Here is a 15,702-nt window from a genome sequence, read left to right on the forward strand (position 1 = left end):
TGCTCAACGCAAGGACATCCATACCCTTACGATAGACGAGGCACCTTGCCATGATAATCAGGCAAGGTGCCATAAGACTGTTTTCTAACAGTCGTTATTCCTCAGAAGACGGGGCTGCCGCTTCCTGAGTTGGCGCTGTTGCTTCTTTGATGCTTAAGCGTACGCGGCCCTGACGATCAACTTCCAGAACCTTGACCGATACTTCCTGACCCATTTGCAGGTAGTCAGTCACTTTCTCTACGCGCTTGTCGGCGATCTGAGAAATATGCACCAGGCCTTCTTTGCCGCCGCCGATAGCGACGAAAGCACCAAAGTCAACGATGCGGGTAACTTTACCCTGATACACGCGGCCAACTTCGATTTCAGCAGTGATCTCTTCAATACGACGAATCGCGTGTTTCGCTTTTTCGCCGTCGGTTGAAGCGATCTTCACAGTACCATCGTCTTCGATTTCAATGGTGGTGCCCGTTTCTTCGGTCAGCGCACGAATCACAGAACCACCTTTACCGATGACATCTTTGATCTTATCGGTGCTGATCTTGATGGTGTGGATACGTGGTGCAAATTCAGAGATATCACCACGTGGTGTGCTGATTGCCTGTTCCATCACGCCCAGAATGTGCAAACGCGCACCTTTGGCCTGATTCAACGCAACCTGCATGATCTCACGGGTAATCCCTTCGATCTTGATATCCATCTGCAGCGCGGTGATACCTTCACGGCTACCGGCAACTTTGAAGTCCATATCGCCCAGGTGGTCTTCGTCACCCAGAATATCGGACAGCACAACAAAGTTGTCGCCTTCTTTCACCAGACCCATCGCGATACCTGCAACGGCTGATTTAATCGGCACACCAGCATCCATCAGTGCCAGAGACGCACCGCAGACAGACGCCATAGAGGAAGAACCGTTGGATTCCGTGATTTCAGATACCACACGGACGGTGTACGGGAATTCGCTCGCCTTCGGCATAACAGCCAACACGCCACGCTTAGCCAGACGACCGTGACCAATTTCACGACGCTTAGGCGAACCAACCATACCCGTTTCACCAACAGAGTACGGAGGGAAGTTGTAGTGCAGCAGGAAGCGATCGGTACGTTCGCCGGTCAGTTCGTCGATGGTCTGTGCGTCACGCTCGGTACCCAGCGTTGCAGTGACCAACGCCTGAGTTTCACCACGGGTGAACAGCGCAGAACCGTGGGTACGCGGCAGTACGCCAGTACGCACATCCAGACCACGAATCATGTCTTTTTCACGGCCATCGATACGTGGTTCGCCAGCCAGCACGCGGCTACGCACAACGTTTTTCTCGACGTTGCCCAGAATTTCCTGGATCTCACCCGCGTTCAGCGTTTCATCTTCTGCCTGCAGAGCAGCTTCAACGTCAGCTTTGATGACGTCAACTTGTGCATAACGCTCTTGTTTTTCAGTGATGCGGTAAGCGTCACCCAAACGAGCTTCAGACAGAGCCTGTACACGCTGTTCTAAAGAAACATTCACTTCTGGCGCATGCCAGTCCCACTTCGGTTTGCCCGCTTCGGCAACCAGAGCGTTGATGTTTTCGATCACAACTTGTTGTTGATCGTGGCCAAATACGACTGCGCCCAGCATCTGGTCTTCACTCAGCAAGTCGGCTTCGGATTCCACCATCAGAACCGCGCCTTCTGTACCTGCAACAACCAGATCCAGACGGCTTTCTTTCAGCTCATCTGTCGTTGGGTTCAGAACATACTGATCGTTCAGATAACCAACGCGCGCAGCGCCGATAGGTCCGCTGAACGGAATGCCAGACAGGCTCAGCGCCGCAGAGGCACCAATCATGGCAACGATGTCAGGGTTAACCTGCGGGTTAACGGAAACCACGGTCGCAATCACCTGAACTTCATTCAGGAAACCTTCTGGGAACAGAGGGCGGATTGGACGGTCGATCAGACGAGAAATCAGCGTTTCGCCTTCGCTTGGACGGCCTTCACGACGGAAAAAACCACCAGGGAAACGTCCGGCAGCGTAGGTACGCTCCTGATAGTTAACCGTTAATGGGAAGAAACTTTGGCCGGGTTTGGCGTTTTTCGCGCCGACCACGGTAACGAATACCGCGGTGTCATCCATGCTTACCATCACAGCGGCGGTAGCCTGACGAGCCATCATACCGGTCTCTAACGTAACGGTATGCTGACCATATTGAAACTTACGAACGATCGGATTCAGCAAAATAATATCCTTAGCTGGGGCGCGCTACACGTATTCAAGATAAACGCGCCAGTGAACTCCCGACCTTTACACTACATCCTCACGACTAATGACAACCCTTATCTTGCTCATGCAGATAAAGCCTCTCATTAGCCGCGCGAACCTCTGTAATGAAAGATCATATTAACAACAATACACTACTCTGTTTTGCTAACGCTTCCTAGAAGAAAGGGGCCAAAAGAGGCCCCTTCCCACTGAAACTCAGAAGACTTAGCGACGCAGACCCAGACGCTCGATCAGGCTGGTGTAACGTGCTACATCTTTACGCTTCAGGTAGTCCAGCAGCTTACGACGCTGAGAAACCATACGCAGCAGACCACGACGGCTGTGGTGATCTTTTTTGTGCTCAGAAAAGTGGCCTTGCAGATGGTTGATCTGCGCAGTCAACAAAGCAACCTGAACTTCAGTAGAACCACTATCGTTAGTGCCACGACCGAAGTCTGCTACGATTTTAGCTTTAGCTTCAACACTTAGAGACATTGTAATACTCCAATATTATAGATAAAAAAACGGGCGCCGATCTCTAATTCAGCCACCCAGCAGTCAAGCCGCGCTATTCTACCCTCAGCGTTCTGCGATAGCAAGGCAGCAACGGGCGGGTTTACACCGGATACTCAACAACCAGACGCCGTGGCGCAACGCGACCATCGCCGTCGATTTCACCCATACCGATAAACGTGTGCGCGTCGCCTTCGGTGATTCTCACCATACCGTTCAACGGCGCATTCGCGGCCTGAACGGGCTGCCCCAGCTTCAAATAACCGGCGACAACGGGCGTCAAATTCACTTCAGGAAAATCAATGACCGGGCTTTCCATCGGCATGAGCAGCGGATCGAGACTCAGCGAAGGCGAAAGCTCTTGTGCCTGAGCCTGCTCGACCAATGTGGCCAACTGCTCCAGCGTTACCATTCTTTCGATAGGATACGTAGCCACCTGCAAACGACGCAGGTAAATCACATGCGCGCCACAGCCCAGCTTTTCGCCCAAATCATCAATAATGGTACGGATGTATGTCCCTTTAGAACAGTGGATTTCCAGCTCCAGCTCATCCCCTTCCCAACGAATGAACTGCAGTTCGTACACGGTGATTTCACGTGCTTCACGCGGAACAGTCAGCCCCTGACGGGCATACTCATACAGCTTACGCCCCTGGTATTTCAGCGCTGAGTACATGGATGGCACTTGCTGCGTGGTGCCACGAAAGCCCTCCAGCGCCTGCTCCAGTTCCGTAGCAGAAAAACCAATCGCTCGTTCTTCAATCACGTTGCCATCGGCATCAGAGGTGTCGGTTCGCTGTCCAAGTCGAGCAATAACACGGTAGCGTTTATCTGAATCCAGCAGGTATTGGGAAAATTTCGTCGCTTCCCCAAGGCAAATCGGCAACATACCGGTGGCTAATGGATCCAATGCCCCCGTGTGGCCCGCTCTGTTAGCGTTAAAAATCCGTTTTACCTTCTGTAAAACATCATTAGACGACACGCCCTGCGGCTTATCTAATAGCAATACGCCGTGTACATCACGGCCACGGCGACGAGGACGACTCATTAATCCTCCTGATCTTCGCCCGTAACAGAACGACGTTCCGTATCGTTTCTGACCACATTGGTCACCAGGTTGGACATTCTCATCCCTTCAACCAACGAGTTGTCGTAGGAGAAGGTCAGTGCCGGGACAACACGCAGACGCATTGCCTTACCAACCAGTGTACGAATAAAACCAGAAGCATCCTGCAGTGCTTTCAGCGCCGTTTTAATTTGTTCTGGCTCGTTATCATTCAGGAAGGTCACAAAAACTTTGGCATACGCCAGATCGCGAGAAACTTCCACACCGGATACGGTCGCCATGCCGATACGCGGATCTTTTACTTCACGCTGAATGATAATGGCGATTTCTTTTTGCATTTCCTGCGCAACGCGCTGGGTGCGGCTGAATTCTTTTGCCATGATAAATTCTCCAGTAAAAATCGGGGGGCACTAGGCCCCCCTTACGAATAGCTTACGTCGTCGCTGCAAAAGAATTACGCGATCGTACGTTTGATCTCAATCGTTTCAAAGACTTCGATCATATCGCCAGGGCGAACGTCGTTGTAGTTCTTCACGCCGATACCACATTCCATGCCGTTACGAACTTCGTTAACGTCATCTTTAAAGCGGCGCAGAGATTCCAGCTCGCCTTCGTAGATCACCACGTTGTCACGCAGTACGCGGATCTTGTTGTGACGTTTCACGATACCTTCCGTCACCATACAACCGGCGATAGCGCCAAATTTCGGTGATTTAAAGACATCACGAACTTCAGCCAGACCGATGATCTCTTGCTTGTATTCCGGCGCCAACATACCGCTCATCGCCTGCTTCACTTCGTCAAGCAAGTCGTAAATGACGGAGTAATAACGCAGATCCAGGCTTTCTGATTCAACAATGCGGCGTGCTGATGCATCTGCACGAACGTTAAAGCCAAGGATAATCGCATTCGAAGCGGCTGCCAGCGTGGCGTCCGTTTCTGTGATACCGCCCACACCGGAGCCCACGATCTTCACTTTCACTTCATCAGTAGACAGTTTCTGCAGTGAATCGGAAATCGCTTCACAAGAACCCTGAACGTCAGATTTCAGCACGATGTTCAGTTCAGAAACTTCACCTTCTGTCATGTTGGCAAACATGTTTTCCAGTTTAGATTTCTGCTGACGAGCCAGTTTGACTTCACGGAATTTACCCTGACGATACAAGGCCACTTCACGCGCTTTCTTCTCGTCACGAACAACCGTCGCTTCATCACCTGCGGCAGGCACACCGGACATACCGAGAATTTCGACAGGAATAGAAGGACCTGCGGACGTAATTTCACGACCTAACTCATCACGCATCGCACGGACACGGCCATATTCAAAGCCGCACAGCACGATGTCGCCTTTATTCAGCGTACCTTCGCGAACCAGTACGGTTGCAACCGGGCCGCGACCTTTATCCAGGAAGGATTCGATCACTACACCGTTTGCCATGCCGCTACGGACTGCTTTCAGTTCCAGAACTTCGGCCTGCAACAGAATCGCATCCAGCAGTTCGTCGATGCCCGTACCGGCTTTAGCGGATACGTGGACAAACTGGGATTCGCCGCCCCACTCTTCCGGCATAACGCCGTACTGAGACAGTTCGGTTTTCACACGATCGGGATCGGCTTCAGGCTTATCGATTTTGTTGACTGCAACAACAACCGGAACCTGAGCAGCTTTCGCGTGCTGGATCGCTTCGATGGTCTGAGGCATCACGCCATCATCCGCCGCCACAACCAGTACGACGATATCCGTTGCCTGAGCACCACGAGCACGCATTGCGGTAAACGCGGCGTGTCCCGGTGTATCCAGGAACGTAATCATACCGTTGTCGGTTTCAACGTGGTAAGCACCGATGTGCTGGGTAATACCACCCGCTTCACCCGCTGCGACCTTGGTTGAACGAATATAGTCAAGCAGAGAGGTTTTACCGTGGTCAACGTGACCCATGATGGTCACGACCGGTGCGCGCGCTTCCGCTGCAACACCCGTATCACGGTCGCTCATTACCGCTTCTTCCAGCTCGTTCTCACGACGCAGGATGACTTTATGGCCCATTTCTTCTGCGACAAGTTGCGCAGTTTCCTGGTCGATAACCTGGTTGATCGTTGCCATCGCACCCAGTTTCATCATCACTTTGATGACCTGAGAGCCTTTAACGGCCATTTTGTTAGCCAGTTCAGCAACGGTAACGGTTTCACCAATCACAACATCACGGTTGACCGCCTGAACAGGCTTATTGAAGCTCTGCTGCAGCGAGCTTGGCTTACGCTTGCCTTTGCCACCGCGGGTAACGGCACGCGCTTCTTCACGGTCGGCTTTAGACTCAGACTGGCGATTGCCTTTCTTCTGCTTGGTTACTTTGCCAGCGCGGCTGCGGCTGCGGCGTTCGCCTTCAACCTGACGGTCATTTTCATCTTCCGCTTCACGGGCATGATGAGACGTCGTCACATGATAATCGGCAGATTCTTCAGGTTTAGCGCTTTCCGCTTCCCAACGACCTGCATTCTCTTCGGCCATACGACGGGCTTCTTCAGCAATGCGACGGGCTTCTTCTTCAACTTTCAGACGTGCCGCTTCTTCCGCTTTACGCTTAAGTTCGGCAGCTTCCGCTTCGCGCTTTGCTTTCTCGGCCTGGGCCGGCTTGGTCATATTTTCGTTTTGTTGGTTCGTCACTTTTTCTTTTTCCGCTACATCACGCTTAGCTTTTTCAGCGGCTTCACGTTTGGCTTGCTCGTCGGCAGCACGCTTCGCTTTCTCAGCAGCTTCGCGCAGTTCAGCCTCGCGTTTAGCCTGCTCTTCAGCGGCACGTTGTGCCTGTTCTTCCGCTTCACGCCGTGCCTGCTCTTCCTCTTCCGCCTGTTGGGCATCAATCGGATCGCGTTTTACATAAGTGCGTGTCTTGCGGACTTCGATCTGCACCGACTTACTTTTACCGCCAGTGCTGGGGACATTTAACGTGCTGCGCGTTTTACGTTGCAGCGTCAGTTTACCCTGCGCATTACCGCGATCGCGGTTCAGGTGCGCCAATAATGTTTCTTTCTCATGCTGGGTCACAGCGTCCGATGCAGACTTGGTCATTCCCGCATCAGCAAACTGCTGTATCAGGCGGTCAACCGGAGTTTGAATCTCTGCGGCCAGCGATTTTACGGTTACATCTGTCATGCTGTTCCTTTCCTGCTACAGTTCGTTATTCGTTGTCGTCGCCAAACCAACAGATATTACGTGCGGCCATAATCAATTCGCCCGCTTGCTCATCATTGAGCCCTTCAATATCTGTCAGGTCGTCAACGCCCTGTTCAGCAAGATCTTCCAGCGTACAAACACCGATCGCAGCAAGCTTGAACGCCAACTCACGCGACAGCCCAGGCAAGCTAAGCAAGTCTTCAGCAGGTTGACCGTCACCAAGGCTTTCTTCATGCGCCAGTGCCAGCGTTGTTAATGCGGCTTTAGCACGCTCACGCAATGCTTCAACGGTTTCTTCATCAAGGCCTTCAATAGCCAGCAGTTCCTTGATTGGTACGTAGGCCAGTTCTTCAAGTGAAGAGAAACCTTCTTCAACCAACACAGTGGCAAATTCGTCATCAATATCAAGATGCTTGGTAAAGACGTCGATTGCAGCATGTGCTTCAGCTTGATGCTTGGCCTGAAGATCTTCCACTGTCATCACGTTCAGTTCCCAACGGTCGTCTGAACGATGCTGTTTCAGCAGTTGAGAAGCCAAACGTACGTTTTGCCCGTTACGACCAATCGCTTGAGCCAGATTGCTCGACTCAACGGCGATATCCATCGTACAGGTATCTTCATCAACCACGATCGATACCACATCGGCAGGTGCCATGGCATTGATCACAAACTGTGCAGGGTTGTCATCCCACAGAATGATGTCAATACGCTCACCGCCCAGCTCGCTGGAAACCGCTTGCACGCGTGCGCCACGCATACCAACACAAGCACCGACGGGATCGATACGCTTGTCATTCGTCTTCACTGCAATTTTCGCACGTGAACCCGGATCGCGGGCAGCAGCCTTAATCTCGATAACTTCTTCACCGATTTCTGGCACTTCAATGCGGAAGAGTTCAACCAGCATTTCCGGACGGGAACGGCTGACAAACAGTTGAGCACCGCGAGCTTCAGGACGAACGGAATACAGCACGCCACGAATACGGTCGCCAGGGCGGAAATTCTCACGAGGCAGCATATCTTCGCGGCCGATTACCGCTTCTGCGCTGGTGTTAGAGCCATCGATTGGTCTGACTTCAAGCGAAATATTATCACGGTTCACCTTCTTCACGACACCGGTGATAATCTCGCCTTCTTGCTCACGGAATTGATCAACAACCATCGCACGTTCGGCTTCACGAACTTTCTGTACGATAACCTGTTTTGCCGTTTGCGTCGTAATGCGGTCAAAGGTTACGGATTCAATTTGATCTTCAACGTAACCGCCAACATCAAGAGAGGAATCTTCAAACTGCGCGGCTTCAAGCGTAATCTCACGCGTTGGCTGAGTGACTTCATTCACCACTAACCAACGACGGAAGGTATCAAAATCGCCTGTTTTGCGATCGATGCTGACGCGAACATCAATTTCCTGCTCGTATTTTTTCTTGGTCGCTGTCGCCAGTGCGGTTTCCAGCGCTTCAAAAATCTTCTCGCGCGGGACGGCTTTCTCATTGGAAACTGCTTCAACAACAGCCAGAATCTCTTTGTTCATCCTAGTTGCCTCATCCAAACTTTAAAAGTGGGGTACAAGATTCGCTTTCTGGATGTTGCTCAGCGCGAATACTTCATCTTTGCCTTCCACTGTTATGGTGATCATTTCGCCGTCAACAGCTTTGATTACACCCAACCATTTACGGCGATTCTGGACTGCCATACGCAGCACCACTGTTACCTCTTCACCGACGAAATGCAGATAATGTGCTGCCGTGAATAAGGGACGCTCAAGCCCTGGAGACGAAACCTCCAGGTTATAGGCAACAGTGATTGGATCTTCGACGTCCAATACCGCACTGACCTGGTGGCTGACATCAGCACAATCATCAACAGTGATGCCATCTTCACTATCAATATAGATACGCAGCGTCGATTGGCGACTGCGGATGAACTCAATCCCAACCAACTCGTAGCCTAAGGCGGCAACGGGTGCTGAAATCATCTCTGTTAATTTTTGCTCTAATGTGGACAAGTCCACCCCCAAGACATAAAAAAAGGGCCTAATAGCCCAGTTGTTTGTTGCCAAATAACAAAAAACCCCGAAAAATCGGGGCTTTATGCAACTGGACCCTAATACCGCTAACCAGCGCGGCATAACTTTCGGTGAAGGATTTTTTCAAAAATCACTGCAAAAAGAGATAGAAATTGAGTGAAGAACGTATTTGAAAAAACACTTTACTGGAAGTTAAGTGGTTGCGGGGGCCGGATTTGAACCGACGACCTTCGGGTTATGAGCCCGACGAGCTACCAAGCTGCTCCACCCCGCGTCCGAAAACGTGGCAAATACTACGCTGACAACTCCAGAAATGCAAGTCATCCATAGGATTGGTTCGAAGGCGATTCTTATACGCGCAATGCGCACCGTTGTCAAGAATCATCAGCCATCGAGAGACGGCTCACGGCAAGAGGTATTTCACTTTATAAATTGATCTGGTGTCGTCATACCAGCCGTAAAGTAAAGCAACCGTCGAAGAAAGGCACGGGTACCTGAAGTGGCTAAAAAAGATGACGCAGTGGGGATTCCCTGATGCTTTAATAAAACAACAGCTAAATAATGTAATGGGATAAAATTATCTTCGTTCTTCTAACTTATCTTCGTTCTTCTTCTAATAGTACGATCGCAGCCTGCGTTCTGTTACGCACATTAAGTCGCCTGAAAATCGACTCCAAATGCGACTTCACGGTTCCTGCACTGATGTTTAATGTCCGACTAATCTGTTTATTAGAAGCGCCTGATGCAATCAGTTGTAGCACCTCATGCTGCCTTTCACTCAGTTTGCCTTTTACACTGTTATCGACGCTCCATCCTTCATAGATCACGCCATCATCCGGTAAACAGACCATACCCATTGACACTGTTTTTAATGCCTGAGCAATAGAATCAACGGGAGATGTTTTAAGAACGACCCCCATAACATGATGCTTCAGATAGTTATTCAAAATATGTCTTTCTATAGCATCAACCATAATAATCACACTGACACCAATATATTTCTCATACAGAGTTTCAAGGAAAAAACTGTACTCTCCATTTTCTTTATTACAATTTAGTAAAATAAAAGCGTTTTTCATCCCCTCAAGGCAAGGCCATACATCGTCAATTTCCTTTACGCCAACAATATTGACATTGTGAATAAAATCATTCAGCCCAACAGATAAGCCCTGAATGAAAACAGGGGATTTGTCAATAATAACAACATTCACTGTGCAATCTCCATTTACCTTTATTTTAAAATGCCATATTTAAAAATGCCCTCTAAGAAGTTTTAGCCTATCTTGAAAGATATGATGTCACGCCATTTGGCATATGCCGTTTACCTTATAGACCTGGTCATATTTATTCACGCATACTGACATGATAACTTCAGATAAAACCCCCGAAGAGGAATACCATTAGCAATGAAATATTATCTCAAAATAAGACCTAATGGCGTAATGATTTCATAAACGCATAAAAATATTTAGCATAATAGATTTTAAAAATGGTAATAAATGGCCTATGTCGTATTACATGCTGCCTCTAACAAAATGACTGATATATCCCTCTTTCATTAGCTGTTAAGTTTTCTCAAATTGTCATTTATTTCCCTCCAGGCTGTTTATTTTTAGCAATTGGAAAATAAGATAAGGAGAGAGTATGTCATTCAAAAATTGGATAACGGGGAAAAATAAAAAACCAGATGATGTTGATCATTCCCAAGGGAAAAATCCGCATTCCACGCTAAACGATTGCGCAACGTCATCAAAGGCAATGACATTGGCAGATATTGCTCGCGGCATGCAGCATGCCGCCACCGCCGCCAATCAATTTATCGCTCACCAATACCAACAAACGCTCGATCCTTTTTTTGAACGAGGCGCTGATGGCGCACTAACGCCAAAGACGGTTTCGATTCAACTCGACTCCCGACACCACATCGAACTGCCGCTGGTTGCCCTTTCTACCCCAAGGGGGTTGATGCTGGAAAAAATGAAAGTGCAAATGACGGTGAGAACCGATGCGGTAAACAAGGACGAAATAACCCCACCTTTAGACGATTATAATATTAGTAATTTTCACGTCAGTATGTCGCCTTCTGGCAAAAATACAAAAGGCAGAAATAGTCAGCACGTCGATATAGAAATGCAGTTCACTGCGCTCGAACCTCCAGAAAGCATCATGCGGTTAATTGATGAATATACCAATCTCGTTCTTCCAAAAATAACACAAGAGGAAAAAAACAATGGCTAACATTCCTGAAACGATCAATGAAGCAGGACTCTCGCTGATTAAGAGTTTTGAAGGTCTGAAATTAACAAAGTATCGTGACACAGCAGGTAAATGGACGATTGGATATGGACATTTAATACTGCCGAATGAAAACTTTGATAATGGAATTACCCCCCAGGAAGCTGATTTATTGTTACGACAGGACTTAAAAACGGCGGAAAATGGTGTTCAGCATTATGTGAACGTTGACCTCAACGGAAATCAATTTGGTGCATTAACATCATTTACCTACAACCTGGGAGTCAATAGTCTGAAGACGTCGACATTATTGCGCCTGCTTAACCAAGGTGACTATGTTGGCGCAGCAGCTCAATTTCCACGCTGGGACAAAGATGGTGAGCAAGTCGTGGAAGGACTCCTTCGCCGTAGAGAAGCAGAGAAAGCCCTTTTCCTACAATCCATCACACCAAATTAATATTCAACAGAAGTTAAAAAACGCTATTTCACAGAGTAAATCATCGTGGATATATTATGGATACCTCACAACTCCCTATCATTTATGACATTCTGATCAGTGATATTATTGCATCAGTTGCAGGACTATTCGGCGGACTCAGTATTTCCTTTTTTTGGCGACCGCAGAAATTGAATAATTATGACAAATTCATTGCCGCATTAATTATTATCATCATCAGCATTTCAGCTGCCTTCTCACTGGTAGGGATTATCGCCGAATTGCTGCACGTTAATATTAGTAAAATGGAGAATGCAATAGGATTAGGCTATCTGGTTGGCGCGATTAGCGTAGGCCTGGTTACGCTGCTGGCAAATTTCTTCAGCTATCGAGAGAATAACGATATTCTGGATGTCGCATCAGAAATAAAACAGGCCAGAAAAGGCGTTCATTTAATTAATGAGGCCCAGAAAAAAACGCCCGATGACAAAACCCCACCAGACCCTTAAGAGATTGTTCTTAGAGGTCAATGTTCTTGAGAGCAAGTGTTTTTGAAGGCAAACGTTCTTAAGAATCAGGGCTTTCAACCGCACATCGCCCATATGGCAGGAAGGTATCTCACTGCCTTCCTGCTACCGCTTTCTCCTTCCCGACGTGTTCGACTCCCCCCACCCATGCATTGCCAACGAAACCAACGCCTAAATGCAAACCACCTCAACGAAGGCGCCTCGGTTCGGGACGCCTTCGTTAGCGTTATTACGGCTTGCCGTACGAGGACGTCGCGCTTGGCTGTACGATATCCATGAGAATTTGATGGTACTGATGAGACAGCGCGGCAATCTCTTCCGCTTCAAACGCCGCCTGCTGATAATTAAAACACAGCGTCAGTGCATCATCGTCATAAACAGAAAGCGTCAAATCCAGCCGAGCCTGATGATTAGCAATGTCCGCGATCTGATATTCAGTCTCATTGATTTGTACAGCCAGCGGCATGGCGGTCAGATAGTTAAAACTCACAGGGAAACGCAGTTGATCAGACCATCCTCTGGCCCGAACGTCGGCCATTAACACATCATAGGGCAGCGTCTGATTGTCCAAAATGGCATGGATCTTATTCTGGCTACGGGCCAAAAGCGTGCTGAAAGACTCCTGCGCGGGTGCATCATCATAGTACGTCACCATGTTAACGAAACAGCCTATCGTGGTAGCGTTGTCCGCCAGCATACGGTTCGACACCGGAATACCGATGGGCACATGGCGGTAGTTTGTGGTTTTGAGCAGCAGAGTAAAAGCGGTCAGCATGCAGACAAATGGCGTTGTGCGATGCTGCTGGGCATAGTGCTTGATCGCCTGCGTTAACGTATCAGAAAAAATACACCAATAATTTTCTCCCTCCTGATTTTCACTAAGAGGAAACGCCGTCGCATCGGCACCCGCCGTCAGGTAATCCACCATTTTATCCAGCCAGAACTGCCGTTCTCTTGGGTAGCACTGATCGTTGGTACGTCGTTGCTGTTGACGATAGCGCAGATAGCGCTCCTCACTGCCTATTCGATAGCTGCGATCGCCTGCGCTATAAGCACGGACGTAATCAATAAACTGATTGAAGAACAAACCAATGGCGTCATGATCGAACACCGTATGGTGTACACGTCCCAGCAGAATATGCCGTTGCGCCGTCAGCGAGACCAGATGAAAACAGGTGAGCGGCGAATGTTCTAAATCCATCTCTGGCGTATTGACCAGCTCCAGCAGCTGTCGGTCGCTCAGCGTATTCGCCAGCCCGCCGGGAGAGCAAGCCGTCAGTCGTTCAATCGGGATCGCCTCGATCGGATAATCCCCCTCAAGGCACTGTAGCCGATCCAGATCGAAGCGAGTCCGCAATACCGGATTGCCTTCCAGGATACGTCCAAGACTCCATTCCACGGCAGATTCATCCAGTGTACCGTCTATCGTCAGGCGAAAGGCCAATTGATAGACCGACGGTTCCGGACTGAGCTGATCCAGCGTCAGAAAATAACGCTGCTGGGATGACGGTGTGAGCGCCTCAATATCCGTTGTACCCTCGTCAAACGTGGGCTCGTCATCGTTAACATAGTAAGGGACGATGAAAGCCAGCAGATGGGGCGTTGCGTTGTTGAAAAACAACGGGTAATCAATGTCGCTAAACAGTCGTTTTCGAATCAGTAGCCTGGCGTTCATCGCCTGAAGCGAATCGCCCCCTAAATCGAAAAAGTTATCGTTGGCGCCGAGCTCACGAAAACCAAGCACTTCCTGCCAGATATCAATCAGTTCCTGCTCCAGCTCATTGCCTGCAGTTTTAACCGGATACCCCAGTTCAGGGCGCTGCGGACAAGGCGCAGGCAGCCGGCTCACATCCAATTTCCCGTTAGGCAATTTGGGCAGAGTTTCCAGCATAATAAAATGGGACGGGTGCATCGCTCGCGGCAGTTTGTCCTGCAAGAAGCGACGCAGATCGTTCGTGGCAAGCGACGGGTTATGACTGACCAGATAGGCGACCAGACGCTGACGCCCGTTTTCCTGAATCGGCCGCACCAACGCCTTGTCGATATCGCCATGCTGACGTAACACGATTTCGATCTCTTCAGGCTCGATACGAATACCATTAATCTTAATCTGGCGATCGATGCGCCCCAGATACACAATTTCCCCATCCGGCATCCTTTTTCCAAGGTCGCCAGTGCGATGTCCCCAGTCGCTTTTATCAGCTCGCACATGGGTGAAGAAACGCTGTTGCGTTAATTCGTCTCGATTAATGTAGCCACGGGCGACACCTTCACCAAAGGCGCAAATCTCCCCTTCTTCCCCTTCAGCAACAGGACGCAGACTCTCATCCACGATCAGAATTTCGCTGCCACGTAGCGCCTTACCAAGCGTCACACCTTTTCCCGGTGCCAATTCGGCAAACGAGCAGTTGGCCGTCGTTTCCGTCGGGCCATACAGATTAAAGAGCCGGACATCGGGGATCTGTTGGAACGTGCGCTCTTTTAAATCAAAAGAGACGGGTTCGCCAGAGAGAAAAACGGTTTTGGGTAACGCCCATGCGTGAGCAGATGCCGCCTGATAACGCAGCAGTTCGTCCCAAACGGTCGGCACGCAGTAAATGGCTCCGTCTGGATGCTGTTGGTGCCAACGTAATAAAACGTCCGGCTCATTCAAACTATCGGCGGGTAAAATAAACAGGGTGTCGCCACGTAATAAAGGCGCATAAAGCTGTGTCACGGCAGCAGCAAAGCTGAGTGACGATGTCAGAGGGAGCGTCGCACGCGTTTCTGGCCACACATCCTCATTAAACCAGTTCAGATAATAACTCAGGTTCCGGTGCTCAATGGCCACCCCTTTTGGCTTCCCGGTAGAGCCGGAGGTATAGAGAATATAAGCGAGATCGTTTTCACAAACCGGAGGCAGCACGGCGGCCAGCTCAGCCGGATAATGGATATCCTCTAATACGAGCGTAGAAGAAAAAACTTTATCGATAGCCGTTTTATTTAACATCGAGCGCGTGGAAATAAGTAAAAATGCCGACGAGTCATCAAGGATCTGAATGATTCTTTCTGACGGATGAAAATGTGAGAGAGGAACATAGGTATACCCGGCTTTTAAAATAGCCAGTAAGACCACGGGCATCATGACCCCAGGTTCCAGATAGACAGCAATTCTGCCACGTTTATTATTCGGGTAGTGTGATAACAGATAGTCGGCCAAAAGACGTGACCGTAATTCTACTTGTTGATAGTTTAGCCTGTCGCCATTAAATTCCACTGCCGTCTTATCGGGGCTTTTCAGTGACCATTCAGAGATAATTTCAAAGACCGTTTTTCTATTCTTCATCATTTTCCTTCCATATTGTAAAAGGATGCTTTTTGCGGGAATGGTTCTAACGCGACGTCCGGTATCTCACACGGTGAAAAGTGAATGCAGTAAAAATGAGAACACGTAACGATGGGTTCGTCATGCTAATACCAGGAAAGACACTTAAAATAATACG

12 protein-coding genes and 1 tRNA gene are annotated in these 15,702 nt (G+C 49.3%); 3 read left to right on the forward strand and 10 right to left on the reverse strand.

Going from position 1 to position 15,702, the window contains the following annotated elements:
- Nucleotides 1–94: 94 nt before the first annotated feature.
- The 9 genes from pnp to I2D83_RS18755 all read right to left on the reverse strand — a co-directional run bounded on the left by pnp (nt 95) and on the right by I2D83_RS18755 (nt 10,233).
- Nucleotides 95–2,215, reverse strand: coding sequence for a polyribonucleotide nucleotidyltransferase (gene pnp / locus I2D83_RS18715; RefSeq protein WP_205947092.1), 2,121 nt, complete (start codon nt 2,213–2,215; stop codon nt 95–97).
- Between the two features lie 249 nt (nt 2,216–2,464).
- A complete protein-coding gene (gene rpsO / locus I2D83_RS18720) occupies nt 2,465–2,734 on the reverse strand; it encodes a 30S ribosomal protein S15 (RefSeq protein WP_010279698.1) in 270 nt (89 codons plus the stop codon).
- Nucleotides 2,735–2,855: 121 nt separating this feature from the next.
- A complete protein-coding gene (gene truB, locus I2D83_RS18725) occupies nt 2,856–3,800 on the reverse strand; it encodes a tRNA pseudouridine(55) synthase TruB (RefSeq protein ID WP_180777464.1) in 945 nt (314 codons plus the stop codon).
- The gene (gene rbfA / locus I2D83_RS18730; protein ID WP_180777463.1) at nt 3,800–4,198 is read right to left on the reverse strand and encodes a 30S ribosome-binding factor RbfA; all 399 of its coding nucleotides are present in this window, start codon (nt 4,196–4,198) and stop codon (nt 3,800–3,802) included. Before rbfA ends, truB begins: the two co-directional genes overlap by 1 nt.
- Before the next feature lie 74 nt (nt 4,199–4,272).
- Nucleotides 4,273–6,972, reverse strand: coding sequence for a translation initiation factor IF-2 (infB, locus tag I2D83_RS18735; RefSeq protein WP_012773288.1), 2,700 nt, complete (start codon nt 6,970–6,972; stop codon nt 4,273–4,275).
- 25 nt (nt 6,973–6,997) lie between these two features.
- Complete coding sequence (gene nusA, locus I2D83_RS18740) at nt 6,998–8,527, reverse strand: transcription termination factor NusA (protein WP_012773287.1); 1,530 nt, start codon at nt 8,525–8,527, stop codon at nt 6,998–7,000.
- Nucleotides 8,528–8,548: 21 nt separating this feature from the next.
- Nucleotides 8,549–9,001: a ribosome maturation factor RimP gene (gene rimP, locus I2D83_RS18745; protein ID WP_010279686.1), complete on the reverse strand. Its 453-nt coding sequence runs from the start codon at nt 8,999–9,001 to the stop codon at nt 8,549–8,551.
- Nucleotides 9,002–9,219: 218 nt separating this feature from the next.
- Nucleotides 9,220–9,296: transfer RNA gene (locus tag I2D83_RS18750), tRNA-Met, on the reverse strand.
- A gap of 322 nt (nt 9,297–9,618) precedes the next feature.
- Entirely contained in the window at nt 9,619–10,233 is a 615-nt protein-coding gene (locus tag I2D83_RS18755) for a response regulator transcription factor (protein WP_205947093.1), read from the reverse strand.
- Between the two features lie 433 nt (nt 10,234–10,666).
- Between I2D83_RS18755 and I2D83_RS18760 the strand changes: the two genes are divergently transcribed.
- Genes I2D83_RS18760 through I2D83_RS18770 form a run of 3 tightly spaced genes read left to right on the forward strand, consistent with a single transcriptional unit; the run spans nt 10,667 to nt 12,202 of the window.
- Complete coding sequence (locus I2D83_RS18760) at nt 10,667–11,260, forward strand: DUF2589 domain-containing protein (RefSeq protein WP_181845132.1); 594 nt, start codon at nt 10,667–10,669, stop codon at nt 11,258–11,260.
- Nucleotides 11,253–11,714: a lysozyme gene (locus I2D83_RS18765; protein WP_012773283.1), complete on the forward strand. Its 462-nt coding sequence runs from the start codon at nt 11,253–11,255 to the stop codon at nt 11,712–11,714. The genes I2D83_RS18760 and I2D83_RS18765 overlap by 8 nt, the downstream gene beginning before the upstream one ends.
- A gap of 56 nt (nt 11,715–11,770) precedes the next feature.
- Nucleotides 11,771–12,202, forward strand: coding sequence for a hypothetical protein (locus I2D83_RS18770; RefSeq protein ID WP_014914123.1), 432 nt, complete (start codon nt 11,771–11,773; stop codon nt 12,200–12,202).
- A 247-nt stretch (nt 12,203–12,449) separates the two neighbouring features.
- Here the strand turns inward: I2D83_RS18770 and I2D83_RS18775 are convergent, their stop codons facing one another.
- On the reverse strand, nt 12,450–15,548 hold the full coding sequence (locus tag I2D83_RS18775) for an amino acid adenylation domain-containing protein (RefSeq protein ID WP_241007245.1): 3,099 nt from the start codon (nt 15,546–15,548) through the stop codon (nt 12,450–12,452).
- Nucleotides 15,549–15,702: the final 154 nt, after the last annotated feature.

Origin of the sequence: Pectobacterium aroidearum, from assembly GCF_015689195.1 — a bacterium.
Classification (GTDB): domain Bacteria; phylum Pseudomonadota; class Gammaproteobacteria; order Enterobacterales; family Enterobacteriaceae; genus Pectobacterium; species Pectobacterium aroidearum.

Excerpts from the sequence above, each read along its gene's own strand:
- rpsO (WP_010279698.1), bottom strand. The coding sequence starts at position 2,734 with ATGTCTCTAAGTGTTGAAGCTAAAGCTAAAATCGTAGCAGACTTCGGT.
- truB (WP_180777464.1), bottom strand. The coding sequence starts at position 3,800 with ATGAGTCGTCCTCGTCGCCGTGGCCGTGATGTACACGGCGTATTGCTA.
- rbfA (WP_180777463.1), bottom strand. The coding sequence starts at position 4,198 with ATGGCAAAAGAATTCAGCCGCACCCAGCGCGTTGCGCAGGAAATGCAA.
- infB (WP_012773288.1), bottom strand. The coding sequence starts at position 6,972 with ATGACAGATGTAACCGTAAAATCGCTGGCCGCAGAGATTCAAACTCCG.
- nusA (WP_012773287.1), bottom strand. The coding sequence starts at position 8,527 with ATGAACAAAGAGATTCTGGCTGTTGTTGAAGCAGTTTCCAATGAGAAA.
- I2D83_RS18760 (WP_181845132.1), top strand. The coding sequence starts at position 10,667 with ATGTCATTCAAAAATTGGATAACGGGGAAAAATAAAAAACCAGATGAT.
- I2D83_RS18765 (WP_012773283.1), top strand. The coding sequence starts at position 11,253 with ATGGCTAACATTCCTGAAACGATCAATGAAGCAGGACTCTCGCTGATT.
- I2D83_RS18770 (WP_014914123.1), top strand. The coding sequence starts at position 11,771 with ATGGATACCTCACAACTCCCTATCATTTATGACATTCTGATCAGTGAT.
- I2D83_RS18775 (WP_241007245.1), bottom strand. The coding sequence starts at position 15,548 with ATGATGAAGAATAGAAAAACGGTCTTTGAAATTATCTCTGAATGGTCA.